This is a genomic window from Engelhardtia mirabilis (assembly GCF_007748095.1).
Classification (GTDB): Bacteria; Planctomycetota; UBA1135; order UBA1135.
In genome coordinates, this window is the sequence record NZ_CP036287.1 from 2083334 (window position 1) to 2103208 (window position 19875).

The following is a 19875-nucleotide window of genomic DNA, read 5'->3' on the forward strand; positions in this document are numbered from 1 at the left end:
GGTTCACCGCGAGCGCCCGTCGTCGAGCGCCGCGACTCTCTGGGGTCGCGGCGCCCCCGAAGGTGCCTACGGGCCTTCGAATCGGGCGCCGATCGAAGCTCGACTCCTGCGGCGGATCAGTGGATCGGCCACGAGAGTCCACTCGTTGCGGCGATCCCGGAGCTGGCGCCGCCGTCGACGACGAACCACTGGCCGGCCAGTCCCAGTCCCACCAGGGCCGGGGCATCGGGAAGCGGCAGGGGCACGGTCGCGTGGCCGAACCCGTCCGGCCCGGGAGCGGTGGCCGTCGCGGCCGCAACCAGCAGCTTGCCCGGATCCACGTAGACCGACGCGTCGAGCAGGGTCGTGCCGAGCGGAGCCTGCGAGGCAGAGATCGCCAAGAGGGCGGTCGTACCGGGCAGGGCCTCACGCAGGCCGAGCTTGAAGTCCGGGCTGCCGGCGGCCGCCGGGGCGGTGCGGATCCAACGCGGTGTCACGCCTCCCGTCCCAGGGTGTCCCGGCCCGAGCTCGACCAGCTCCGCGGCCACGCGTTCACTGGCTAGGACCGGCCTGTCGAAGGGGAACAGTTCGTTCGCCACCCGCGGGTCGGTCAGGCCGTTGGCCAGGAACTCGACCACGTCGGGCAGGGCCGGGGGCGGGATCTGAACCGCCTGGACCAGGGGATCCTGGTTGAACGGGAACTGCTGTACGCCCGGGCCGTCGACGTAGAAGTCGAGCACCTCGGCCAGACTCGCCAGTTGGCCGTTATGCATGAAGCGCGGCTTGAGCCCGACGTTGCGGAGCGTCGGGACCTTGAAGCGACCGCGGTCGGCCGGGTTGCCCGTGACCTCGAACCGGCCGGGATCCTCTTGCCACGGGCGCAGACCGATGTTGCGGAAGGTCTGGTCGGAGAACAGCGGCCCCGAGTGGCACACGTTGCAACTCGTGGCCGTGAAGGCCGTGAAGCCGGCTTGCTGGCTCGGTGTGAGCGCGTTCGGATCCCCCGCGATGAAGGCGTCGAACGGCGTCTGGTCCGGGATCAGCGTGCGTTGGTAGGTGGCGAGCGCCCGCCCGATACGGTCGGCGTCGATGGCGGGGCTGCCGAAGGCGGCGGCGAACAGCTCGGGATAGGTCGGGTCCGCTGCCAGAGCCGCCGCCATGTCCGGGGGCAGTTCGGTCGCCAGGGCCATTGGCCGCACGGCCGCGAGCTTCGAGCGCACCTGGTCCCAGGTGCGGCCCGCGTGGGCCATCTCGACCTCGGACAGGATCGGCCCTACGGCCTGGGATTCGAGGGCGGCCGCGAAGTTCAGGGAGATCGCGCCGGTCTCCGGATTCACGAACTGGTTCGGCGCGCGGCCGTCCCAGAACAGCTCGGGCGAGTAGGCCGCGCCGATCATGGTGGGCGCGGTGCGCGGGGTGCTCTGCTCGTCGAGGCCGAAGACCGCGTCGGGCTGGTAGTCGTTGTTCGCGTCGGCGCGCACCACGCCCGGCGAGCCGAGGGCGTCGTCGAAGGGGCCAGGGAGCGCGCCGGGGTCCAGACTGAAGCGCGGATCGGCGCCGCCGCTGGCGGGCAGGTGACAGGTGGCGCAGGCCACGGTGTCGTCGCTGGAGAGCTGCTCTTCGAAGAACAGCAGCTTGCCGAGCACCCGCTTCGACTCGGTGATGGGGTTCCCCGGCGGAACCGGGACGGGCGGGAGCTGGGCGGCGACAAGGGAACCCGAGGAGAGCACCGCGAGGCCGATCAGAGTCTGGCGAATCATGGGGATGGTCGGTCGAGGGTCGATCGACCTCGCGCCGGTCGCGGGCGAGGTCGGTGGCGGAGTGGTCCTGGGGTCTCGATCGGCGTTGAACCGCTTCCGGGAGGGCGGGTTCCGATTGGGTTTGTCCGGGCGATCGGTAGTCGATGGTCCGCGCACCAACCCCTAGTCTCCCCGCGTGAGTCACCTCGCCCTCGTCACCGGCGGCAGCGCCGGCATCGGTCGCGCGATCTGCCTGGCCCTGGCTGCGCCCGAGCGGACCGTGCTGGTGGCCTCGCGGCGCCTCGCGGCCTGTGAAGCCGTCGCCGAGCAGATCCGCTCCGTCGGGGGGCGTGCCGCCGCGCTGGAGCTGGACGTGACCCGCGCCGATTCGATCGCGGCGGCGGCGGGGCGCGTGGCGGAGCTGGAGGACATCGGCGGGCCACTGACCGAGCTGGTCAACAACGCAGGCGCGGTCGACGTACACGGCGCCTTCGAGCAGCCGGCGGGCCTAGCGGGCGATGTGTGGAAGCGGCAGTTCGACGTCAACTTCCACGGTCCGCGGCGCCTGATCGAGGCCTTCATCGGGCCCATGCGCTCACGCGGGATCGGTCGCATCGTCAACGTCGCCTCCGCTGCGGGTCTGCGAGCCTTCCCCTCGATCGCGGCCTACGTCGCCGCCAAACACGCCATGGTCGGCTACACGCGCGCGGCGGCCATGGAGCTCTCCGGCAGCGGCGTGACCATGGCGGCGGTCTGCCCCTACTACGTCGACTCGCCGATGATCGACCGCGGAGCGGCCGAGCTGGCCGCGGACCGGGGCTGGAGCCGCGAGCGCGCCTTGGCCGAGTTCGCCGGGCGCAACCCGGGCGGGCGCCTCTTGTCCATGGATGAGGTGGCCGCCGCCGTGGTCGACCTGTTGAAGTCCGGCTGCAACGGTCGCGTGCTGGTGCTCGACGGTGGCCCCCCGCGGGAGGCTTCCGAGGAGCCGGAGCCCTAGCCGGTTACCATCCCCCTATGGAACTCGAGAGCATTGAGCCGCAAGGCTGGGCTGCGCCCAAGGGCTACAGCAACGGCGTCCGCGTGCGCGCGGCCAGCGAGCTGCTCTTCGTCGCCGGACAGATCGCCTGGGATGCCCAGCAACGGCTCGTCGGACGCGGCGACTTCCACGCCCAGTTCCGCCAAGCCCTGGAGAACGTCTGCGCGGTGGTCCGCGCAGCCGGCGGCGAGCCCGCGCACATCGCACGCCTGACGATCTACGTCACCGACAAGCGCGCCTACCTGTCGGACCTCAAGGCGATCGGCGCCGCCTACCGCGAGACCATCGGCCGACACTTCCCCGCCATGGCGCTGGTGCAGGTCGCGGACCTGCTGGAAGAGGGCGCGATGGTCGAGATCGAGGCGACCGCGGCGCTCGGCTGACGTCGGGCGGACGGTGAGTTTGGTCCGTGCGGTGGGGCGTACGGTGCCGTGGGACGTACGGTGCCGGGAACAGTTGTCCCAGCGGCGACTAGCGGCGTTGCGGAACGCAACGCCGCTAGTCGCCGCTGGGACAACTGTTCCCGGCACCGTACGTCCCACGGCACGGACCAATCACCGCACGCAGCACCCCTCCCGCGGCGGCGAGTCGCTCCCGGGCCCGCTCGGGCGTCTCCCCCGTGCGCGCGGCGACGACGGCGGTCTTCAGCTCGCCGTCGCAGCGCGCGAGTAGCGCCTGCGCCGCAGCGCCGTCGATTCCGCCGATCTCGCCCAGGATCCGCAGCACCCGCCCACGCAGCTTGGCGTTCTTGGCCTGCAGGTCGACCATCAGGTCGCCGTAGGTCTTGCCCAGCCGGACCATCGCGCCGGTGGAGAGCTGGTTCAGCACCAGCTTCGTCGCGGTGCCGGCCTTGAGGCGCGTCGAACCGCTGACCACCTCGGGGCCGACGACCACCGTGATCGCGAGTTCCGCGGCGCGCGACAGGTCGGACCCCGCCACGCACGACAGCCCGATCGTGAAAGCGCCCCGCTCGCGCGCACGCGCGATAGCGCGCAGGACGTAGGGGGTGCTCCCGCTGGCCGCGATGCCCACGAGGACGTCGCGCTCCGACAGCTCGATCGAATCGAGGTCGCGCACGGCCGATCCGCCGTCGTCCTCGGCGCCCTCGACCGCGCTGGTCAGGGCCTCGCGGCCGCCGGCGATCAGGCCGATCACCTGTCCCGGCGGCGTGGAGAAGGTCGGCGGGCACTCGCTGGCGTCGAGCACGCCGAGCCGGCCCGAGGTGCCGGCGCCGATGTAGACCAAGCGCCCACCCCGCCCCAAGCGCAGGGCGATCGCGTCGACGCCGCGCGCGATCGCCTCCGAGGCCTCGCCTACGGCGGCGGCGACGCGGGCGTCCTCGCTGTTCATCAGCCGCACCAGCTCGAGGCTCGAGAGGCCGTCGAGTCCGGCTGCGGCCGCGAGCCGACCTTCGGTGGTCGCGAGCGCGACGTCGTCGCTGGGGGAATCGGTCATGGAAGTCGTCGCGCGGGGTCGCCATGCTCGGCGCGGCTCTCGATCGTACTGCGACCGAGCTCCCGACCATGACCCTCGGCGCGATCGACTTGGCCGTCCTGGCCCTCTACATGGCGGGCGCCCTGGTGCTCGGGCTGTGGGTCGGTCGCGGTCAGCGCAGCGTGGACAGCTACCTGGTGGGGGGGCGCGACCTGCCCTGGTGGGCGATCCTGGGTTCCATCGTCGCGACCGAGACCAGCACGGCCACGGTGCTCTCCGTGCCCGGCCTGGCCTACGCCCAGGGCACCGGCGACCTGCGCTTCCTGCAGTTGCCCCTGGGCTACCTGGTCGGGCGGGTGCTGATCACCCTGTTCCTGCTGCCGGCCTACTTCCGCGGCGCGATCGTCTCGGCCTACGAGATCCTGCGCGAGCGGTTCGGCGGCTCGACCGAGCGCACGGCGTCGCTGATCTTCCTGGTCACCCGCAACCTCATCGACGGCCTGCGGCTGTTCCTGACGGCCATCGCCCTGGAGCAGGTCCTGGGCTGGCCGCTCTTGACCTGCGTGATGCTGATCGCGTCGGTGACGATCGTCTACACGGCCTTCGGGGGCATGCGTTCGATCGTCTGGAACGACTGCGTGCAGTTGGTCGTGTACCTGCTCGGCGGCGTCGCGGTCCTGTGGGTGGCGGTCGACGGCTTGCCCGGCGGCTTCGACGAGTTGGCGCGCTTCGGCGCCGAGACCGGGCGTTGGCGGGTGATCGACCCCACCTGGTCCCTGGCCGATCCGATGGTGCTGATCGCCGGGCTGGTCGGCGGCACGTTCCTGACCCTCGGCGTGCACGGGACCGACCAGATGCTCGTGCAGCGTTACCTCTCGGCCCGCAGCCAGCGGGACGCGGGCCGAGCCCTGATCGGCAGCGGCTTCGTCGTCATCGCCCAGTTCGCCCTGTTCCTGGTGGTCGGCGTGGCCCTGGCCGCCCACGAGTCCGCCCACGGCGTCCAGCCCGTCTCCGGCGACCGGGCCCTGGCGCGGTTCGTGGTGGAAGAGCTGCCGCGCAACGTCGGCCTGGTCGGCCTGATCCTGGCCGCGATCTTCGCGGCGACCATGTCGACCCTCTCGAGTTCCCTCAGCGCCAGCGCGTCGACCCTGGTCAGCGACTGGATCCGGCCCCTCTGCAAGCGCGAGCCCGAGCCCCGGCGCCTGCTGGCCTGGACCCGCGTGGCCACGGTGGCCTTCGCGGCGCTCCAAGTCGTCGTGGTCCTGGGCGCGGTCGGCATCAGCCGCAGCGTGGTGACCGAAGCCCTGGCCGTGGCCGGCTTCTCGGCGGGCCTGTTGCTGGGCGTCTTCGCCCTGGCCCTCTTGGTTCCGCGCGCGGACCAGCGGGCTGCGCTCGTCGGCCTGGTGGCCGGCACACTCTGCTTGCTGGGCGTGCGCTTCGGCCTGCCGCACCTGGGGCTGGCCGTCGCCTGGCCCTGGTATCCGGTGGTCGGCTCCCTGACGGTGGTCACCGTCGGCGTCGCGTCCGCGGCTCTGCGACACAGGGACGCTTGACCACCTCGACCGGGCGCACCACGCTTCCACCCATGGACCGCGACCTCCGTCCCTTCGTCCCCGTCCACGAGGGAGGCTCGCGCGTCGCCGCCGGCTGCATGACCGGCACCAGCATCGATGCGCTCGACGTGGTTTGGATCGAGGCCACCGGCTTCGGCCTCGACCTGCGTGCGAAGGTCGTCGACTACCGCCGGCGCGACCTCGGTCCCCTGCGCGAGCCCCTGCGCAGCCTGTGTCGCCAGGAGCCCGCCACGGCGCCGGCGATCGCGCGCCTGGCGCGCGACCTGGGCGCCCTGCACGCCGACGTGATCGCCCCCGAGGACCGCAGCGGCGCGCCGCCGCACCCGGACCTGATCGTCGTGCACGGCCAGACCGTGGCCCACGACGGCGAGGCCTCCTGGGCCCTGTTCGATCCACGGCCCCTGATCGCGCGGGTCGATTCGACCGTGGTTACCGACCTGCGCCTGGTCGACCAGGCCTGCGACGGGGAGGGCGCGCCGATCACGCCCCTGGCCGACTGGATCTTCCTGCGCGGGCCCGAGCCGCGCTGCGTGGTCAACCTGGGCGGCTTCTGCAACGTGACCTTCCTGCCCGCCGAGGACGAGCCGCACTCCCACGTGGAGGGGCGCGACGTGGGGCCGTGCAACCAGCTCCTGGACGAGGCCGCGCGGCGCTTCCTGGGCGAGCCCTTCGATGTGGACGGCGCGGCGGCCGCGGGCGGACAGGTCCACGGCGACGTGGCGGCCTCGCTGGTGCGCGGGCTGATCGCCATCGGCGGCCGCGGTCGCTCGTTGGGCACGGGCGACGAGGGCTTCCACCTGCTCGACGCCCTCGAGGTCCTGCCGCCCGGCGACGCCCTGGCGACCCTCTCCACCGCGGTGGCCCTCTCGATCGCCCGCGGTCTGGTGGGGCGCGGGCGGGTGCTCCTGTTCGGTGGGGGAGCGCGGAACCTGGCCCTGGTCGACAACCTGCGGGGTGCCGTGCCGGACCAGCCGGTGCAGATCGGCGACGACGGCGCGAGCGGCCTGACGCCCGAATCGCGCGAGGGTGCCGCCATGGCCGTGCTCGGCCTCCTGGCGGCCGACGGCGTGGCCGTGACGCTGCCGGCGGTCACCGGTCGCGGCGAGACCCTGCACCTGGACGGACGCTGGATCCTGCCGAGGTAGCCGCCAAACGCCTGCGCCGCGATCCTTCGCGCGTGGTTGCCTCGGCCCGCCACCCGGGCGGCTATCCTCTCCCGCGCCCATGACTCCCAAGCACTTCGAGTTCGAGCAGGCCGACGGCGTCGGCATCGTCCGCCTCAATCGTCCCGAGCGCCTCAACGCGCTGACGTTCGATTCCTACGCCGAGTTGCGCGACTTCTTCGTCGAGCTGCGCACGCGCGATTCGGTGCGCTGCGTGATCCTGACCGGCACCGGCCGCGCCTTCTGCTCCGGCGGGGACGTGAAGGACATCATCGGCGCGATGATGGACATGCCCGAGTCGGAGGTCTTCGCCTTCACGCGCATGACCTGCGACCTGATCGAGAACATGCGCCTGCTCGAGAAGCCGATCGTGGCGGCGCTCAACGGCACCACCTGCGGCGCGGGGGCGGTGATGGCGGCGGCCAGCGACATCCGCATCGCCACCGACGCGGCCAAGATCGCCTTCCTGTTCACCAAGGTCGGCCTGTCCGGCGCCGACATGGGCGCGGCCTGGCTCTTGCCTCGCATCGTGGGCCTGGGCCACGCCTCGGAGCTGTTGATGATGGGCGACTTCATCAGCGCCGAGCGGGCCCACGAGATCGGCCTCTACAACCGCGTGGTGCGCGAGCACGCGCTGATGACCGAGGCCGGGCGCTGGGCGCGCAAGCTGGCCGACGGGCCGACCATGGGCATGGCCGTGACCAAGCGCATGCTGAACCAGGAGGCCTCCATGACCCTGCGCGAGGCCATGCAGGTCGAGGGCTGGATCCAGGCCGAGTGCATGAAGCACCCGGACTATCGCGAGGGCTACGAGGCCGCGCTCGAGAAGCGCGCCCCGAACTTCCGCAAGCACGGCGGGTCCTGACCGTGGGTGCCGCCGAGCAGATCGACGGACTGCGCACGCGCGCGCGCGTCCTGGGTGCCGCGGCCGATCCCACCGGTCACGGGACCGACGCGGCGGCCGCCGCTCGCGGAGCCCTGGCCCAACTCGCGGCCGCCGGCCTGCTCGGCTCGACCGTCCCCGCGCGGGATGGCGGCGCCGCCCTGCCGGAGTTGATCGGGCCCGAGGGCCTGACCGTGCGCGGGCTGTGCGTGCTGCGCGACGAGCTGGCCTACCACGACGGCCTGCTCGACCTGATGCTCGTGATGCAGGGTCTGGGGAGCTTCCCGATCGCCCGCGGAGGGCAGCCGGAGTTGCGCGCCCGGGTGCTGCCCGAGGTGGCCTCGGGCGAGTCGATTGCCGCCTACGGCCTGACCGAACCCGGCGCCGGTTCGAGCCTGGACGAGATCGCCACGCGCGCCGTGCGCGACGGCGACGGCTGGCGCCTCGACGGGCACAAGACCTACATCTCCAACGCCGGCATCGCGGACTTCTACTCGGTCCTGGCGCGCACCTCGGGCGAGCCCGGCGATCGCGGCACCGACCACCTGTCGATGTTCTTCGTGCCCGCGGACGCCGCGGGCCTGCGCGTCGAGCCCTTCGAAGTGATCGCGCCGCACCCCATCGGTGAAGTCTGCTTCGAAGGCGTTCGCGTGCCCGATGCCCAGCGCCTGGGAGCGGTGGGCGAGGGACTGGACCTGGCCCTGGCGACCCTCGCCACCTTCCGCACCACGGTCGCCGCCGCCGCCAACGGCTTCGCCCGCCGCGCCCTGGACGAGTCCCGCGCGCACCTGTCCACGCGCAAGCAGTTCGGTCGCCCCCTGGGCGCCAACCAGGGCCTGCGCTTCGACCTGGCCGAGATGGACACGCGCCTGCGCGCGGCGCAACTCCTCGTGCGCGAGGCCGCGGAGCTGACCGACGCCGGCGACCCGTCCGCGCCCCACGCCGTCGCCCGCGCCAAGCTCTTCGCCACCGAGGAGGCCGGCTGGATCTGCGACCGCGCCGTCCAACACCACGGCGGCTCGGGCGTGCGCCGCGGCGTGCTGGTCGAGCAGCTCTACCGCGAGGTCCGCGCCCTGCGGATCTACGAGGGCGCCAGTGAGATCCAGAAGGTGATCCTCGGCAAGGGCGTCCTGGCCCGCGAGGGCGCGACGCCTGGGGGGTGAGGCGACGCCACCCCTGGACGGGCGCGATGTCGCCCGTGATCCCCGCCGAGGGGGGCCACCGAGATCGCTCCCTTGGGCGCGAGCTGTCCGCAGAAAGGACAGTCGTCCAAGTCCTGGACCCTTGGCCCCGGGGAGCTCCCGGGGACGGTGGTCACCGAGCGAGCTGCGCGGCGGCACGGCAATTGTGAGCGGAGTATGGTTGGCCCGACCCTCCCCCTCAGAACACCGCCCCGATGTCGACTGTCTTCATCCTTCGTTCCGTGGCTGCACTGCCCGCCACCGTCCTCCTCGCCGCGCCGGTCCAGGCCCAGTTCTCCTCGTGGCGGAGCTACGAGGTGGGCTCGCCTGACCAGGCCAAGCTGCCGACGGACGGCCGTCTGGCCGACCTGAATGGCGATGGTGCCCTCGATCTGGTCGCGACCCACTGGTTCCAGGCGCCCGCCCTGTCGGTGGCCCTGGGCGATGGACACGGGGGCTTCGAGGCTGCCCAGCACTACCCGGCAGCGGCAGCCAATCACCTGGTCCTGGCCGACTTGGACGGCGACGGCGACGTCGACGTCGCAGTCAGCGAATACGGCAACAACGGCGAGAAGACGACGGTCGGGCTCTATCGCAACCAGGGAGACGGGAGCTTCACCGGACCCTTCCCGATCCCGGTCGGTGCGGGCCTGCAGGGGCTCGTCGCGGCCGACCTGGACGGCGACGGGGACCAGGACCTCGCGGTCTGCCGGCACGGGACGCTGGCCTCTCCCCAGAACTCCATCGCCGTGCTGCTCAATCAGGGCGCGGGGAGCTTCTCCTCCACGGTCACCTATCTCGCCGCCGACCCGAGCTCCCTGGTCGGGCTGTCGATCTCGCCCTGGCGGATCGAGGCCGGCGACATGGATGGCGACGGTGATACCGACCTCGTCGTGGCCTGCAGCCGCCAGCGACTCAGCGTCCTGCTGAACAGCGGCAGCGGCACCTTCGCGGCTCCCCTGACGGTCGCGGCGACCGGCGCGATCCCGGATATCGACGCCGGCGTGGCCCTGGCCGACGTCGACGGCGACGGCGATCTCGACGTCTTCTACTCGAGCACGGAGACTACCGTTCCCAGCGGCTCGTCGGGAGGCGGCAAGGGCTACGTCCTGTTCCACAACGACGGTACGGGTCAACTCGCATCGCCGATCGGGATCCTGCCGCCGACCGGGACCAACGGCAACGCCCGCCTGGCCAGTGGCGATGTCACCGGCGATGGCGCGCCGGATCTGGTCGCCAGGTTCGGCGATGGTTGGGGCGTGTTCGCCAACTCAGGGACGGGGAGCTTCGCGCCCGCCGGTTGGCTGCCGACGGGCGAGGACCCCTTCGCGGTGCGGCTGGGTGACGTGGACTCCGACGGTGACTTGGACGTGGTCAACCTCTGTCGGGGGTCGCTGGTCGCTGCCGTGCACCTCAACACGGGCAACGGGGACTTCTCGCCGCCGCCCTCGTTCCTTGCCGGTGGCCTCGGCAACCGCCACCTGGATGCCGGTGACGTGGACGGCGATGGCGACGTGGACGTGGTCGTGGTCGGTGGACTGGGCGGTTTCGGCGGATGGGTCGACTTGCTGCGGAACGACGGCAGCGGCTCCTTTGGTGTGGCGCAGAGCTACGGCATGCCACAGGTCGGGCGCAACGTGAAGCTGCGCGACCTCGACGGCGACTCGGACTTGGACCTGGTCTGGGCCGACGACGTCGACGCGCCGCCCTACGACCTCAAGACGCGCATCAACGACGGCGCGGGCAACTTCGGGCCGCTGCAGAACTGGACCGTGGGCACCTGCGGCACCTGGGACCTGGAGCTCGTCGACGTGGACGGAGACGGCGACCTGGACGCGGTCCTGGCCGAGGCGCTGGCGTGCTTCGGGTCCTTCGTCCAGTACCTCTACGTCAGCCGGAACGACGGGAGCGGCGCCTTCGGCCCGCCGCAGATCGTCGCGGGTGACACGACCGGTCTCTGGGGCGTCGCGGGCGGCGACCTCGACGGGGACGGCGACAACGACTTGGTGGCCACCACGACCCTGGGCCTGGTGGTGCTCGGGAACCTGGGCGGCGGTAGCTTCACTCCGGCCGTGCAGATCAGCCTGCCGGAAGGACAACGCGAGGTGGCCCTCGGCGACATCGACGGCGACGGGGACCTCGACGTCGTGACCCAGCAGCAGACCAGCACCACCGACCCGTCGGTCTGGGTGCTGCGGGGCAACGGCGACGGGAGCCTGGCTCCCGCGGTGCGCTACGGCGTGGCTTGGTCCGCCAGCTTCGGGGCTTCGAACCTCGAGTTGGTGGACGTCGAGGCCGATGGCGACTTGGACATCGTGGTCAGCGCCTATGGTCCACGGGACGTGACCGTGCTGGTCAATGGGGGCGACGGGACCTTCGACCAGAAGCGGCGCTACGGCGGTCAAGGAGAAGTACTCGACCTGGCCGCGGCCGACTTCACCGGCGACGGTGCGGTCGACTTGGTGGTCCTCACCAGCCTCGCCCAGGACGTCTTCGGGAGCATCAGTGGGCAGGGTGTGGGCCTGATCCCGAGCCTGGCCCCGTGGGTCGACGTCGGCGGCGGCCTGGCCGGGTCGGGTGGACCGTCGCTCCTGTCGGGAACCGGCGGACTGGTCACCGGCGCGCAACTCGACCTGCGACTCGAGGACGCGCCGCCCGGGGCGCCGGGCGCCCATGTGATCGGTGCAAGCACCGTCGACCTGCCGCTCTTCGGCGGACTTCTGGTGCCGTCGCCGGCCCTGTTGACGCCATTCGTAACCGATTCGCAGGGCGCGGCCGCGCTGTCGGCGACCCTGGGAGTGGTCGGCTCCGGCCTTCAGTTGTGGGTGCAGTCCTGGTTCGCGGATGCCGGTGGGCCGGCCGGGTTCGCCGCGTCGAACGCCGTCACCCAGAGCGCGCCCTGAACTCGGCTGGGCGAGCGGGGATCGTCCCCGCTCGCCCGGCGTTCTTTCGAGGGGCTGGTGGAATGGTCGGCGGACCTGTGCGATGGGTCCCGTCATGACTCGAAGCTCGACCTCGACGGCGGGGCCCTCACCCTTGGCCGCCGCCCGCGCGCTGCACCTGCTCGACCACATGGGGGTCGGCGGTATCGCACGCTCGGCGATCGAGCTGGTGCGCCATGCGCGCATGGATGGGATGGGCGACGAGATCGTCCTGGCGGGACGGCCGCTGGACGTCGACGTGGACTTTGCGGCGCCCGCGACCCCGGTGCACTTCCTGCCGGCGCTCGATCTGGGCGAGCGGGCCGCCGCCCAGCGTCTGGTGGACCTGGCCGCCTCGAGGGGAGCGCGGAGCTTGCACACCCATTCCACGGCGACCCTGCGCCTGGGAGCGCGCGCGCGGCGGGCGGGTGCCGGTCTCGCGCTCCTCGCGACCCTCAACGAAGCGCCGCCCACCGAGCTGGGCTTCGTCGCTCGGCGGGCCCTGCGCCGGGACCTGCGCTCGGCTGACAGGCTCATCGCGCCGTCGCCGGAGCTGGCCGAGGCCTGGAGTCGGCTCGGCGCGGAGGTCGAGCTGCGGCTGGCGGCGGTCGACCTCGGGCGCTTCCGGCCCGGGGCCCAGCCCTCGGCCTGGCGCTCGAGTCGGGGCATCGGGCCTCAGACCCTGCTGGTCGGCTGCCTCCTGCGGGCCACCGACGACAAGGACACGGGCCTCGTGCTCGACGCCATCGCCGAGCTGCGCGAGCGCGGCCTCGACGTCGCCGTTCAGTTCGTGGGCGACGGCCCGCAGCGCGCAGCACTGGTGGAGCGCGCCCGGGGTCTGCACTGGATGCACGTGCGACGCCGAGTCCTGGACGTGCCGAGCTGGTACGCGATGGTCGACGTGGTGGCCTTCGCCTGCGAGGCGGAGTTGGTCCCCTTCGCGTTGATCGAAGCCATGGCCAGCGGCCGGGCCGCGGTGGCCGTCGACCCCGGTGGGCTGCGTGGCCTGGTGGGGGAGGCGGCGCACCTGGTCGCGCCCGGCAACCCGTCGGCCTACGCGGAGGCGCTCGGGGCCCTGGCGGAGCCCGAGGTGCGATCCCGGCTCGGTCGAGCGGCGCGCCAGCGGGCGATCGAGTTCCACGACCTCTCCTCTCTTCGAGCGGCGCTGGCACCCGCCTACCATGGGTGAGCGCTCGGCCTCGTCAGGCCGATCTTCGTCCGCCGGCTTCGTGCGAGCCCCCGACTGCGTCTTCCCCGGACTGTGCCCTCCCCCCGACCGTGCCCTGCCCCCGACCGTGCCCTCCCCCCGACCGTGCCCTCCCCCCGACCGTGCCCTCCCCCCGACCATGGCCAAGTTCGAACGTCACCTCTTCGTCTGCACCAACCGTCGCCCGGATGGCAGCCCCCGGGGCTGCTGTGCCTCGAAGGGTGGTGAGGAGATCGCCGCGGCCTTCAAGGCGGCGACGTTCGAGCGTGGACTCAAACGCGTCGTTCGTGCCCAGAAGGCCGGCTGCCTCGACCAGTGCGACCGGGGCGTCACCGTCGTGGTCTACCCGGACGAGGTCTGGTACGGGGGCGTGACCCTGGCCGACGTGGACGAGATCGTCGACAGCCACCTGGTGCGCGGCGAGCCCGTCCAGCGGTTGGTGATCCCCGACGACCAGCTGACCGGCATCGAGCGGCCCTCCGCGTAGCGCCGGAAGGGTCGCGCCAAGACCCTCGGACCCTGGACGCGCGGCCCGTGTCGGCGGCCCGAGGCGAGCGACGGATCCGGCTTTGACTCGGCCCCGCGGCTCGGGGTCGCTAGGCTCGTACCTCCGCGACGTCCCCCTACCCCAACCGTCGCCAGCGCAGGAGCCCCCCATGGTCTTCCAGTCAATCTCCGAGATCGGAGACCTCGTTCCCGGCAAGCGTCTCGCCGACCGCTTCGAAATCGTCAAGGCCAACCGTCAGGGTGGGCTGTCGGTCGCATTCGAGGTGCTCGACCTCGCCAGCCAAGAGCCGCGCGAGATGCAGTTCTTCCCGTCGAGCCTGTTCGACGGCGAGCGCGAGGCCCGCGAATTCGCCTCGAGCTGGGAGCCCTGGCGTCGGGTCGACTCGCCCCACGTGCAGGCCCTGCGAGAGGTCCTGCCCCTGGGGTCGTCGAGCCTGTTCCTGATCCACGACCTGCCCGCGGGCGTCTGCCTGCGGGACCGCGTGGGCAAGGGCGAGCGGGTCGAGGCCGGCGAAGTGGTGGACCTCGGCCTGCAGTTGCTGGACGGCCTCGGTGAGATCCACGGCCACGGCCTGGTCCACGGCGACGTCAAGCCGACCACGGTCTTCGTGCAAGCGCTTGAAGGTGGGAAGTCCGGCTGGTCGGCCCAACTGGTCGACGGCGGCACGACCCACGGCCTGTGGACCGCCAAGGACCTGGGCGAGCGCACGGCGCTGATCGGGACGCCCTACTACGCGCCGGTCGAGCAGTTCGGCGGCGACCCGCCGACGGTCCAGTCGGACCTCTACAACGTCGCGACCCTGCTGTTCGAGCTGGTTTCCGGTGCCCAGCCCTGGGCCGGCAAGTCCTTCCTCGAGGTCTTCCAGGCCAAGCTCGAGCGCAAGCCCCCGTCGATCGCTTCGCGAGCGCCGGGGATCGAGGTCGACCCCGCGCTGGAGGCGGCCATCGCCGGCGGCCTCTACGCCGACCTGGACAGCCGCTACGCCTCGGCCCGCGAGTTCCGCGACCGGCTGGCCGCCTGCGCCCGCTGAGGCAGCTTCGGCGGGCCCTTGCCCGCCCTTTGCGCTCGCCCACGGGTCCACTACGCTCTGACCGCCGAGGCAGGCGATGCAGACCCAATCCGACCTGATCCCGGGCCCCTGGCCCGAGCGTTTCAACCTCGCGAGCTACTTCCTCGACGAGCGCCTCGACGAGGGCCGCGAGGGCAAGGTGGCCCTGCGCTGTGGCGACGAGCTGCGGACCTACGGGCGGCTGATCGACCGCTCCTGCCAGGTGGCGGCGGCCCTGCGGCGGGCTGGGGTGCGCCCCGAGGACCGGGTGCTGATCGCCCTGCCCGACGGGATCGAGTTCGCGAAGACCTTCTTCGGCATCCTGCGGGCCGGGGGCGTCTTCGCCATGGTCAACCCGCTGCTCAAGCGCGAGGACCTGCGCTACTACCTCGACTACACCAAGGCGCGCGTGGTCGTGGGCCACGCCGAGTACCTGGACGAGCTGGCCCCGGCCTTCGAGGCCGCGCGGCACTGCAAGGAGCTGTGGGTGGTCGGCGGGCACTCCCGCGAGTACACCTCCTTCGAGGACGCCCTGCAGGCCGAGGACGCGACCGGCGTCGCGGCCGAGGTGGAGCCCACCGGGCCCGACGACCTGGCCGGCTGGCTTTTCACCTCGGGCTCGACCGGCAAGCCCAAGGCCTGCGTCCACACCCAAGCCGACTTCGCCTTCTCGACCGAGACCTACGCCAAGCACGTAGTGGGCTATGGGCCCGACGACGTGTGCCTCTCGGTGCCGAAGCTGTTCTTCGGCTACGCCACCGGGACCAACCTCATGTTCCCCCTGCGTTTCGGGGGCTGCGCGGTGCTGTTCCCCGGGCGCTCGACCGTGGACGAGCTCCTGGAGCAGATCGCCGTGCACCGGCCGACGCTCTTGACCGGGGTGCCGACCATGTTCTCGAACCTCCTGCGCTCGCCGCGCATCGAGGAGCTGGACTTCGGGCCCCTGCGCGCGACCCTCTCGGCGGGGGAGGCCCTGCCGGCCGAGCTCTACCGCGAGTGGAAGGAGCGCACCGGCGTGGAGATCCTGGACGGCATCGGCTCGGCCGAGATGTTCCACATCTACATCACCAACCGACCGGGCGACGTGAAGGCGGGGAGCCTGGGGCGACTGGTGGAGGGCTACGAGGCCCAGATCATCGACCCCGAGGGCCAGGTGCTCGGCGACGACGAACCCGGGCGCCTGCGCGTGCGCGGCGGCTCGACCGCGATCTGCTACTGGGGCGACCGCAAGAAGTCGATCGAGACCTTCCAGGGCGATTGGTGCACCTCGGCCGACGTGTTCCGGCGCGACGCGCAGGGCTACTTCTACTACGAGGGCCGCAGCGACGACCTGATCAAGGTCAGCGGCATCTGGGTCTCGCCGCTCGAGATCGAGAACGCGCTGCTCACCCACGACGCCGTGGCCGAGGTCTGCGTGGTCGGGCGCGAGGGGGACGACGAGTTGGTCAAGCCCCTGGCCTACGTGGTGCCCGTGGCCGGCGTGTCCGGCGACGACGAGCTGGCGGCCGAGCTGGTCTCGCACCTCAAGGCGACCCTGGCGCCCTACAAGTACCCGCGCTGGTTCTGCTGGCGCGAAGACCTGCCGCGCAACGACCGCGGCAAGATCGCCCGCCGCGTGCTCGTCGACGAGGCGCGCAGCTTCCAACCCTGATCGGCGCAATTTGACCGGCAACGACGAACTGCGCCTGACTCGGCGCACCTGGCCCGAAGCCCGCGCGCTGTTCGGACCCGACCTGGTGGCGATCGTGCCGGTGGGCTCGACCGAACCCCACGGGCCGCACCTGCCCCTGGACGTGGACGTGACCATCGCCGACGCCCAGGCCATGCGGGCGGCGGAGCTGCTGGTCGAGCAGGGCGTGTCGGCGATCGTGCTGCCGCCGGTCAACTACGGCGTGACCTTCTTCACCGACGGCTTCGAGGGGCGCGTGACCCTGCGGCCGGGGACCCTGTGGGCGGTGCTCGAGGACCTGGTCGACTCCCTCTCCGAGCAGGGCGTGCGGCGCGTGGTGCTCTGCAACGCGCACTTGGAGCCCGGACACATCAAGGTGCTGCGCGGGATCGCCAAGGACTACGCCGAGCCGCGGGCGGAGAAGGCCGTGGTGGTCTTCCCCGACAACACCCGCCGCCGCTGGGCGGGGACCCTGGGCGCCGAGTTCCAGAGCGGCGACTGCCACGCCGGTCAGTACGAGACCTCGATCGTGCTGGCCGCGGACCCCGGCGGCGTGCGCGCCGAGGCCCAGAAGTCCCTGCCGTCGGTGCAGGTCGACCTGGTCGAGAAGATGCAGGCGGGCGCCCAGAGCTTCCGCGAAGTGGGTGCGGTCGACGCCTACTGCGGCGATCCGGCGGCGGCCACGGCGGCCGAGGGGCGTGAGCTGATCGACGCCCTGGCCGAGATGGTCTGCGTCACGGTCCGCGAACGATGGCCCGACCTGTTCGAGCGGGCGGCGGAGTCGAACCGATGAGTGGCCAGATCTTCACCTGCCAGCAGCAGGTCCGCTTCGGCGACGTGGATCCGGCGGGCATCGTCTACTACCCGCGCATCTACAACTTCATCCACGCCGCCTTCGAGGAGGTCTGGGACATCCACGTGGGCGAGCGCTACTACTACCTGATCCGCGAGAAGCGCATCGGGTTCCCGCTCGTGCACTCCGAGGTGGACTTCAAGAACCCGCTCTACTTCGGCGACCGTCCGATCGTGAAGGTCACCGCCTTCAAGGTCGGCCAGTCCTCCCTGGGGCTGCGCTACCGCTACGAGGTGGGGGACAAGGTCTGCGTCGACGCGCGCATGACCACCGTCTGCGTGCACCTCGACACGCTGGAGAGCTTCCCCTTCAAGGACGAGTACCGCGCCAAGTTCAACCAGTTGCTCGAAGGGGCCGACGACCAATGAGAATCAGCCAGATGCACGGGCTGGGAGCCCCCGTCTTCAGCTTCGAGTTCTTCCCGCCCAAGACGCCGGAAGCGGTCGAGGAGCTGGTCAGCACCGTCGCCGAGCTGCGCGACATGCACACGCCGGACTTCGTGTCGGTGACCTACGGTGCCGGCGGGTCCACGCGCGAGACGACCCTGGCGACGATCGCTCGGATCCAGAACGAGCTCAAGATCACGGCCATGGCCCACCTGACCTGCGTCGGGCACACGGCCGCCGAGTTGAAGACCATCGTCCAGCAGCTCGTGGACGCCGGGGTCGAGAACATCCTGGCCCTGCGCGGGGATCCGCCCAAGGGCGAGACCGAGTTCACGCGCACGAGCGGGGGCTTCGGCTACGCCTCGGAGTTGGTGGGCTTCCTCCAGCAGAACTTCGACGTCTGCATCGGCGGCGCCTGCTACCCCGAGTGCCACCCGGAGTCGAAGACCCGCGCCGACGACCTGGACTACGCCCGCCAGAAGGTCGCCGCCGGCGCCAGCCACCTGACGACGCAGCTCTTCTTCGAGAACCGCGATTACTTCGAGTACGTCGAGCGCGCGCGCAAGATGGGGATCGAGGTCCCGATCGTGCCCGGGATCATGCCGATCACCAACGTCAAGCAGATCCAACGTTTCACCAAGATGTGCGGCGCGCAGATCCCTGAGGCGCTGCTCGGGCGTCTCGAGCGCGTGGCCGACGATCCGGGCGCCGTGATGGCGATCGGCATCGAGCACGCGATCCTGCAGTGCCGCGACCTGATCGCGGGCGGCGCGCCCGGCGTGCACTTCTACACGCTCAACAAGAGCTACGCCACACGCTCGATCCTGGCGGCCCTGCGTGGACTCCGTACGCGCTGAGGACCGCGCGCCGCGCTTCTGGCGGCGAGTGGGGCGCTGGGGAGCGACGGTCCTGGGCCTCTTGGCCGCGGCCTCCGGCGCCGTCGTGTACACGGAGGCGGCTGCGATCGAGCGTGCCACCGAACGTTGGCACGCCAGCGGCGATCCGGCCACCTTCGACGACCTGCGGCGCGCGGACCAAGGCGTCGGTTCGGACTTCCTCGCATTCGACGCGGCCCTGCGCCGGGCCGACGGCGAGCGGCCGATCATCACCGACCTGATCTACGACTACCCGGCATCCCTTGCGCCGGGTGGCGAGGGCGAGGGTCTGTCCGCCCGGGCTGCGGGGCTCGTGGCCCGCGCCGCTGAGGTTGGCTTCGGCGAGATCGAGCAGGTCTTCGGCCGAGAGTTCTACGGCGACCTGGGCGCGGCCTACAGCGGCTTGGAGCGGACCCTGGCACTTCCCGCGTCCGACAGCGCGGAGCACCTGCTCGTGCAACTGGCCCTGCTCGAATCGGAGCCCGTGCTGGCCGCCTACGACCGGCTGGAGCCCGTCGCGCCCCTCGATCCGATCGTCGGCTTGGCCCAGAGCGAGTCGAAGACCGGCTTTCCCCTCGAGCCAGGGCTCTACTTCTACGTCGAACTCGCCCAGGGACTGGCGCTGCGGGCGACGGATGCGGCGATTACCGGCGGCGACCCGGCCGCGGACCTCGAGCGACTCTGGAACCTGATCGAGGGCTTGCGCGGCTTGCCCTTCGGGAACAGCTTCATGCTCCGTCTGCTCGGCTTCGAGCGCTACTTGACGACGGTGGCTGTCTGCGGGCCCGTGCTGGCTCGCAGCGACCTCGAGCGAGCGAGGGCCAATCTGGCCGCCGTGAATCTGCGGGCCGAGCTGCGCGCGGTGCTGTGCGGCGAGCGGGTCCTGGGCCACCACGTGTACCGACTGATGCGCGGGCTGCTCGAGCCCGACGACCTGATCGACAGCTACCCGCCGGGACACACGGCGCGGATCTTCCTCGAGGGCCGAGGCGGGCTCGACTGGCTGCGGAGTCTGGCCTCCCACCGCCTGTTCCTCGAGCGCGCGGCCGAGGCCCTGGAGCGCCTCGATGCCTGCGGGCTCGAAGCGCACCTGGACGGGGACTTGACTGAGCTCCCGTTGCCGACCCGCTCGCGCTGGGTCTCCGAGTGGGAGCCGCTGTTCGGGGCCAGCTACTCCAGGATGGCCGAAGCTCTGGTCGCGACTGAGACCCGCCGGCGCCTGGCCCTGTGCGGTCTCGCCCACGCGCTCGATGGTGAGGCTGGGCTGGCGGAGGCACTGTTGCGCCATCCCGACCCCCACGACGGCTCGACCTTCGCGCGGACCCCGAGGGGGCCGTCGGGCGAGATGCTCCTGGCGGCGGGCATGAGCGCGGCCAGCGGCGGTCGCGATTCCCGTTGGCCCTTGTGGGGACGCTGATG

At 71.7% G+C, this 19875-nt stretch carries 17 protein-coding genes; 15 read left to right on the forward strand and 2 right to left on the reverse strand.

The features are described 5' to 3' along the window. Positions 1-116: 116 nt before the first annotated feature. Complete coding sequence (locus tag Pla133_RS07535) at positions 117-1739, reverse strand: cytochrome-c peroxidase (RefSeq protein WP_145064313.1); 1623 nt, start codon at positions 1737-1739, stop codon at positions 117-119. Between the two features lie 175 nt (positions 1740-1914). Between Pla133_RS07535 and Pla133_RS07540 the strand changes: the two genes are divergently transcribed. Further along, positions 1915-2715, forward strand: a complete 801-nt coding sequence (locus Pla133_RS07540) for an SDR family NAD(P)-dependent oxidoreductase (RefSeq protein WP_145064314.1) — start codon at positions 1915-1917, stop codon at positions 2713-2715. 17 nt (positions 2716-2732) lie between these two features. After that, positions 2733-3137 (forward strand): RidA family protein, encoded by a 405-nt coding sequence (locus Pla133_RS07545; protein ID WP_145064315.1) that lies wholly within the window; start codon positions 2733-2735, stop codon positions 3135-3137. A 115-nt stretch (positions 3138-3252) separates the two neighbouring features. Here Pla133_RS07545 and murQ read toward each other — a convergent pair whose 3' ends face one another. Continuing rightward, positions 3253-4209, reverse strand: a complete 957-nt coding sequence (gene murQ / locus Pla133_RS07550; protein WP_145064316.1) for an N-acetylmuramic acid 6-phosphate etherase — start codon at positions 4207-4209, stop codon at positions 3253-3255. A gap of 68 nt (positions 4210-4277) precedes the next feature. On the opposite strand from murQ, the gene Pla133_RS07555 reads away from it, so the two are divergent. The 13 genes from Pla133_RS07555 (at position 4278) to Pla133_RS07620 (ending at position 19873) form a co-directional block, all read left to right on the forward strand. After that, on the forward strand, positions 4278-5741 hold the full coding sequence (locus tag Pla133_RS07555) for a sodium:solute symporter (RefSeq protein ID WP_419192218.1): 1464 nt from the start codon (positions 4278-4280) through the stop codon (positions 5739-5741). A gap of 32 nt (positions 5742-5773) precedes the next feature. Further along, positions 5774-6907 (forward strand): anhydro-N-acetylmuramic acid kinase, encoded by a 1134-nt coding sequence (locus Pla133_RS07560; RefSeq protein WP_145064317.1) that lies wholly within the window; start codon positions 5774-5776, stop codon positions 6905-6907. Positions 6908-6986: 79 nt separating this feature from the next. Continuing rightward, positions 6987-7790: an enoyl-CoA hydratase family protein gene (locus Pla133_RS07565; protein WP_145064318.1), complete on the forward strand. Its 804-nt coding sequence runs from the start codon at positions 6987-6989 to the stop codon at positions 7788-7790. A 2-nt stretch (positions 7791-7792) separates the two neighbouring features. Beyond that, positions 7793-8971, forward strand: coding sequence for an acyl-CoA dehydrogenase family protein (locus Pla133_RS26070; protein WP_419192219.1), 1179 nt, complete (start codon positions 7793-7795; stop codon positions 8969-8971). A gap of 233 nt (positions 8972-9204) precedes the next feature. After that, positions 9205-11892, forward strand: coding sequence for an FG-GAP repeat domain-containing protein (locus Pla133_RS07580; protein WP_145064319.1), 2688 nt, complete (start codon positions 9205-9207; stop codon positions 11890-11892). Positions 11893-11986: 94 nt separating this feature from the next. Further along, on the forward strand, positions 11987-13099 hold the full coding sequence (locus tag Pla133_RS07585; RefSeq protein ID WP_419192220.1) for a glycosyltransferase family 4 protein: 1113 nt from the start codon (positions 11987-11989) through the stop codon (positions 13097-13099). A 157-nt stretch (positions 13100-13256) separates the two neighbouring features. Beyond that, positions 13257-13604, forward strand: a complete 348-nt coding sequence (locus tag Pla133_RS07590) for a (2Fe-2S) ferredoxin domain-containing protein (protein ID WP_145064321.1) — start codon at positions 13257-13259, stop codon at positions 13602-13604. Positions 13605-13773: 169 nt separating this feature from the next. Beyond that, the gene (locus tag Pla133_RS07595) at positions 13774-14655 is read left to right on the forward strand and encodes a serine/threonine protein kinase (RefSeq protein WP_145064322.1); all 882 of its coding nucleotides are present in this window, start codon (positions 13774-13776) and stop codon (positions 14653-14655) included. A 76-nt stretch (positions 14656-14731) separates the two neighbouring features. Then, entirely contained in the window at positions 14732-16324 is a 1593-nt protein-coding gene (locus Pla133_RS07600; RefSeq protein ID WP_145064323.1) for a benzoate-CoA ligase family protein, read from the forward strand. 10 nt (positions 16325-16334) lie between these two features. After that, complete coding sequence (locus Pla133_RS07605; RefSeq protein ID WP_419192221.1) at positions 16335-17135, forward strand: creatininase family protein; 801 nt, start codon at positions 16335-16337, stop codon at positions 17133-17135. Next, positions 17132-17563, forward strand: a complete 432-nt coding sequence (locus tag Pla133_RS07610) for an acyl-CoA thioesterase (protein ID WP_419192222.1) — start codon at positions 17132-17134, stop codon at positions 17561-17563. Before Pla133_RS07605 ends, Pla133_RS07610 begins: the two co-directional genes overlap by 4 nt. Beyond that, positions 17560-18438, forward strand: a complete 879-nt coding sequence (gene metF, locus Pla133_RS07615; RefSeq protein WP_145064325.1) for a methylenetetrahydrofolate reductase [NAD(P)H] — start codon at positions 17560-17562, stop codon at positions 18436-18438. Before Pla133_RS07610 ends, metF begins: the two co-directional genes overlap by 4 nt. Beyond that, positions 18419-19873 carry a hypothetical protein gene (locus tag Pla133_RS07620; protein ID WP_145064326.1) on the forward strand — a complete coding sequence of 485 codons (1455 nt, stop codon included), beginning with the start codon at positions 18419-18421 and terminating at the stop codon, positions 19871-19873. Before metF ends, Pla133_RS07620 begins: the two co-directional genes overlap by 20 nt. The last annotated feature ends 2 nt before the right edge of the window (positions 19874-19875 follow it).

Coding starts and splice junctions, on each gene's coding strand:
- Pla133_RS07560 (WP_145064317.1), top strand. CDS start 5,774: ATGGACCGCGACCTCCGTCCCTTCGTCCCCGTCCACGAGGGAGGCTCG.
- Pla133_RS07595 (WP_145064322.1), top strand. CDS start 13,774: ATGGTCTTCCAGTCAATCTCCGAGATCGGAGACCTCGTTCCCGGCAAG.
- Pla133_RS07535 (WP_145064313.1), bottom strand. CDS start 1,739: ATGATTCGCCAGACTCTGATCGGCCTCGCGGTGCTCTCCTCGGGTTCC.
- murQ (WP_145064316.1), bottom strand. CDS start 4,209: ATGACCGATTCCCCCAGCGACGACGTCGCGCTCGCGACCACCGAAGGT.
- Pla133_RS07545 (WP_145064315.1), top strand. CDS start 2,733: ATGGAACTCGAGAGCATTGAGCCGCAAGGCTGGGCTGCGCCCAAGGGC.
- Pla133_RS07585 (WP_419192220.1), top strand. CDS start 11,987: ATGACTCGAAGCTCGACCTCGACGGCGGGGCCCTCACCCTTGGCCGCC.
- metF (WP_145064325.1), top strand. CDS start 17,560: ATGAGAATCAGCCAGATGCACGGGCTGGGAGCCCCCGTCTTCAGCTTC.
- Pla133_RS07580 (WP_145064319.1), top strand. CDS start 9,205: ATGTCGACTGTCTTCATCCTTCGTTCCGTGGCTGCACTGCCCGCCACC.
- Pla133_RS07590 (WP_145064321.1), top strand. CDS start 13,257: ATGGCCAAGTTCGAACGTCACCTCTTCGTCTGCACCAACCGTCGCCCG.
- Pla133_RS07555 (WP_419192218.1), top strand. CDS start 4,278: ATGACCCTCGGCGCGATCGACTTGGCCGTCCTGGCCCTCTACATGGCG.
- Pla133_RS07610 (WP_419192222.1), top strand. CDS start 17,132: ATGAGTGGCCAGATCTTCACCTGCCAGCAGCAGGTCCGCTTCGGCGAC.
- Pla133_RS07600 (WP_145064323.1), top strand. CDS start 14,732: ATGCAGACCCAATCCGACCTGATCCCGGGCCCCTGGCCCGAGCGTTTC.
- Pla133_RS07565 (WP_145064318.1), top strand. CDS start 6,987: ATGACTCCCAAGCACTTCGAGTTCGAGCAGGCCGACGGCGTCGGCATC.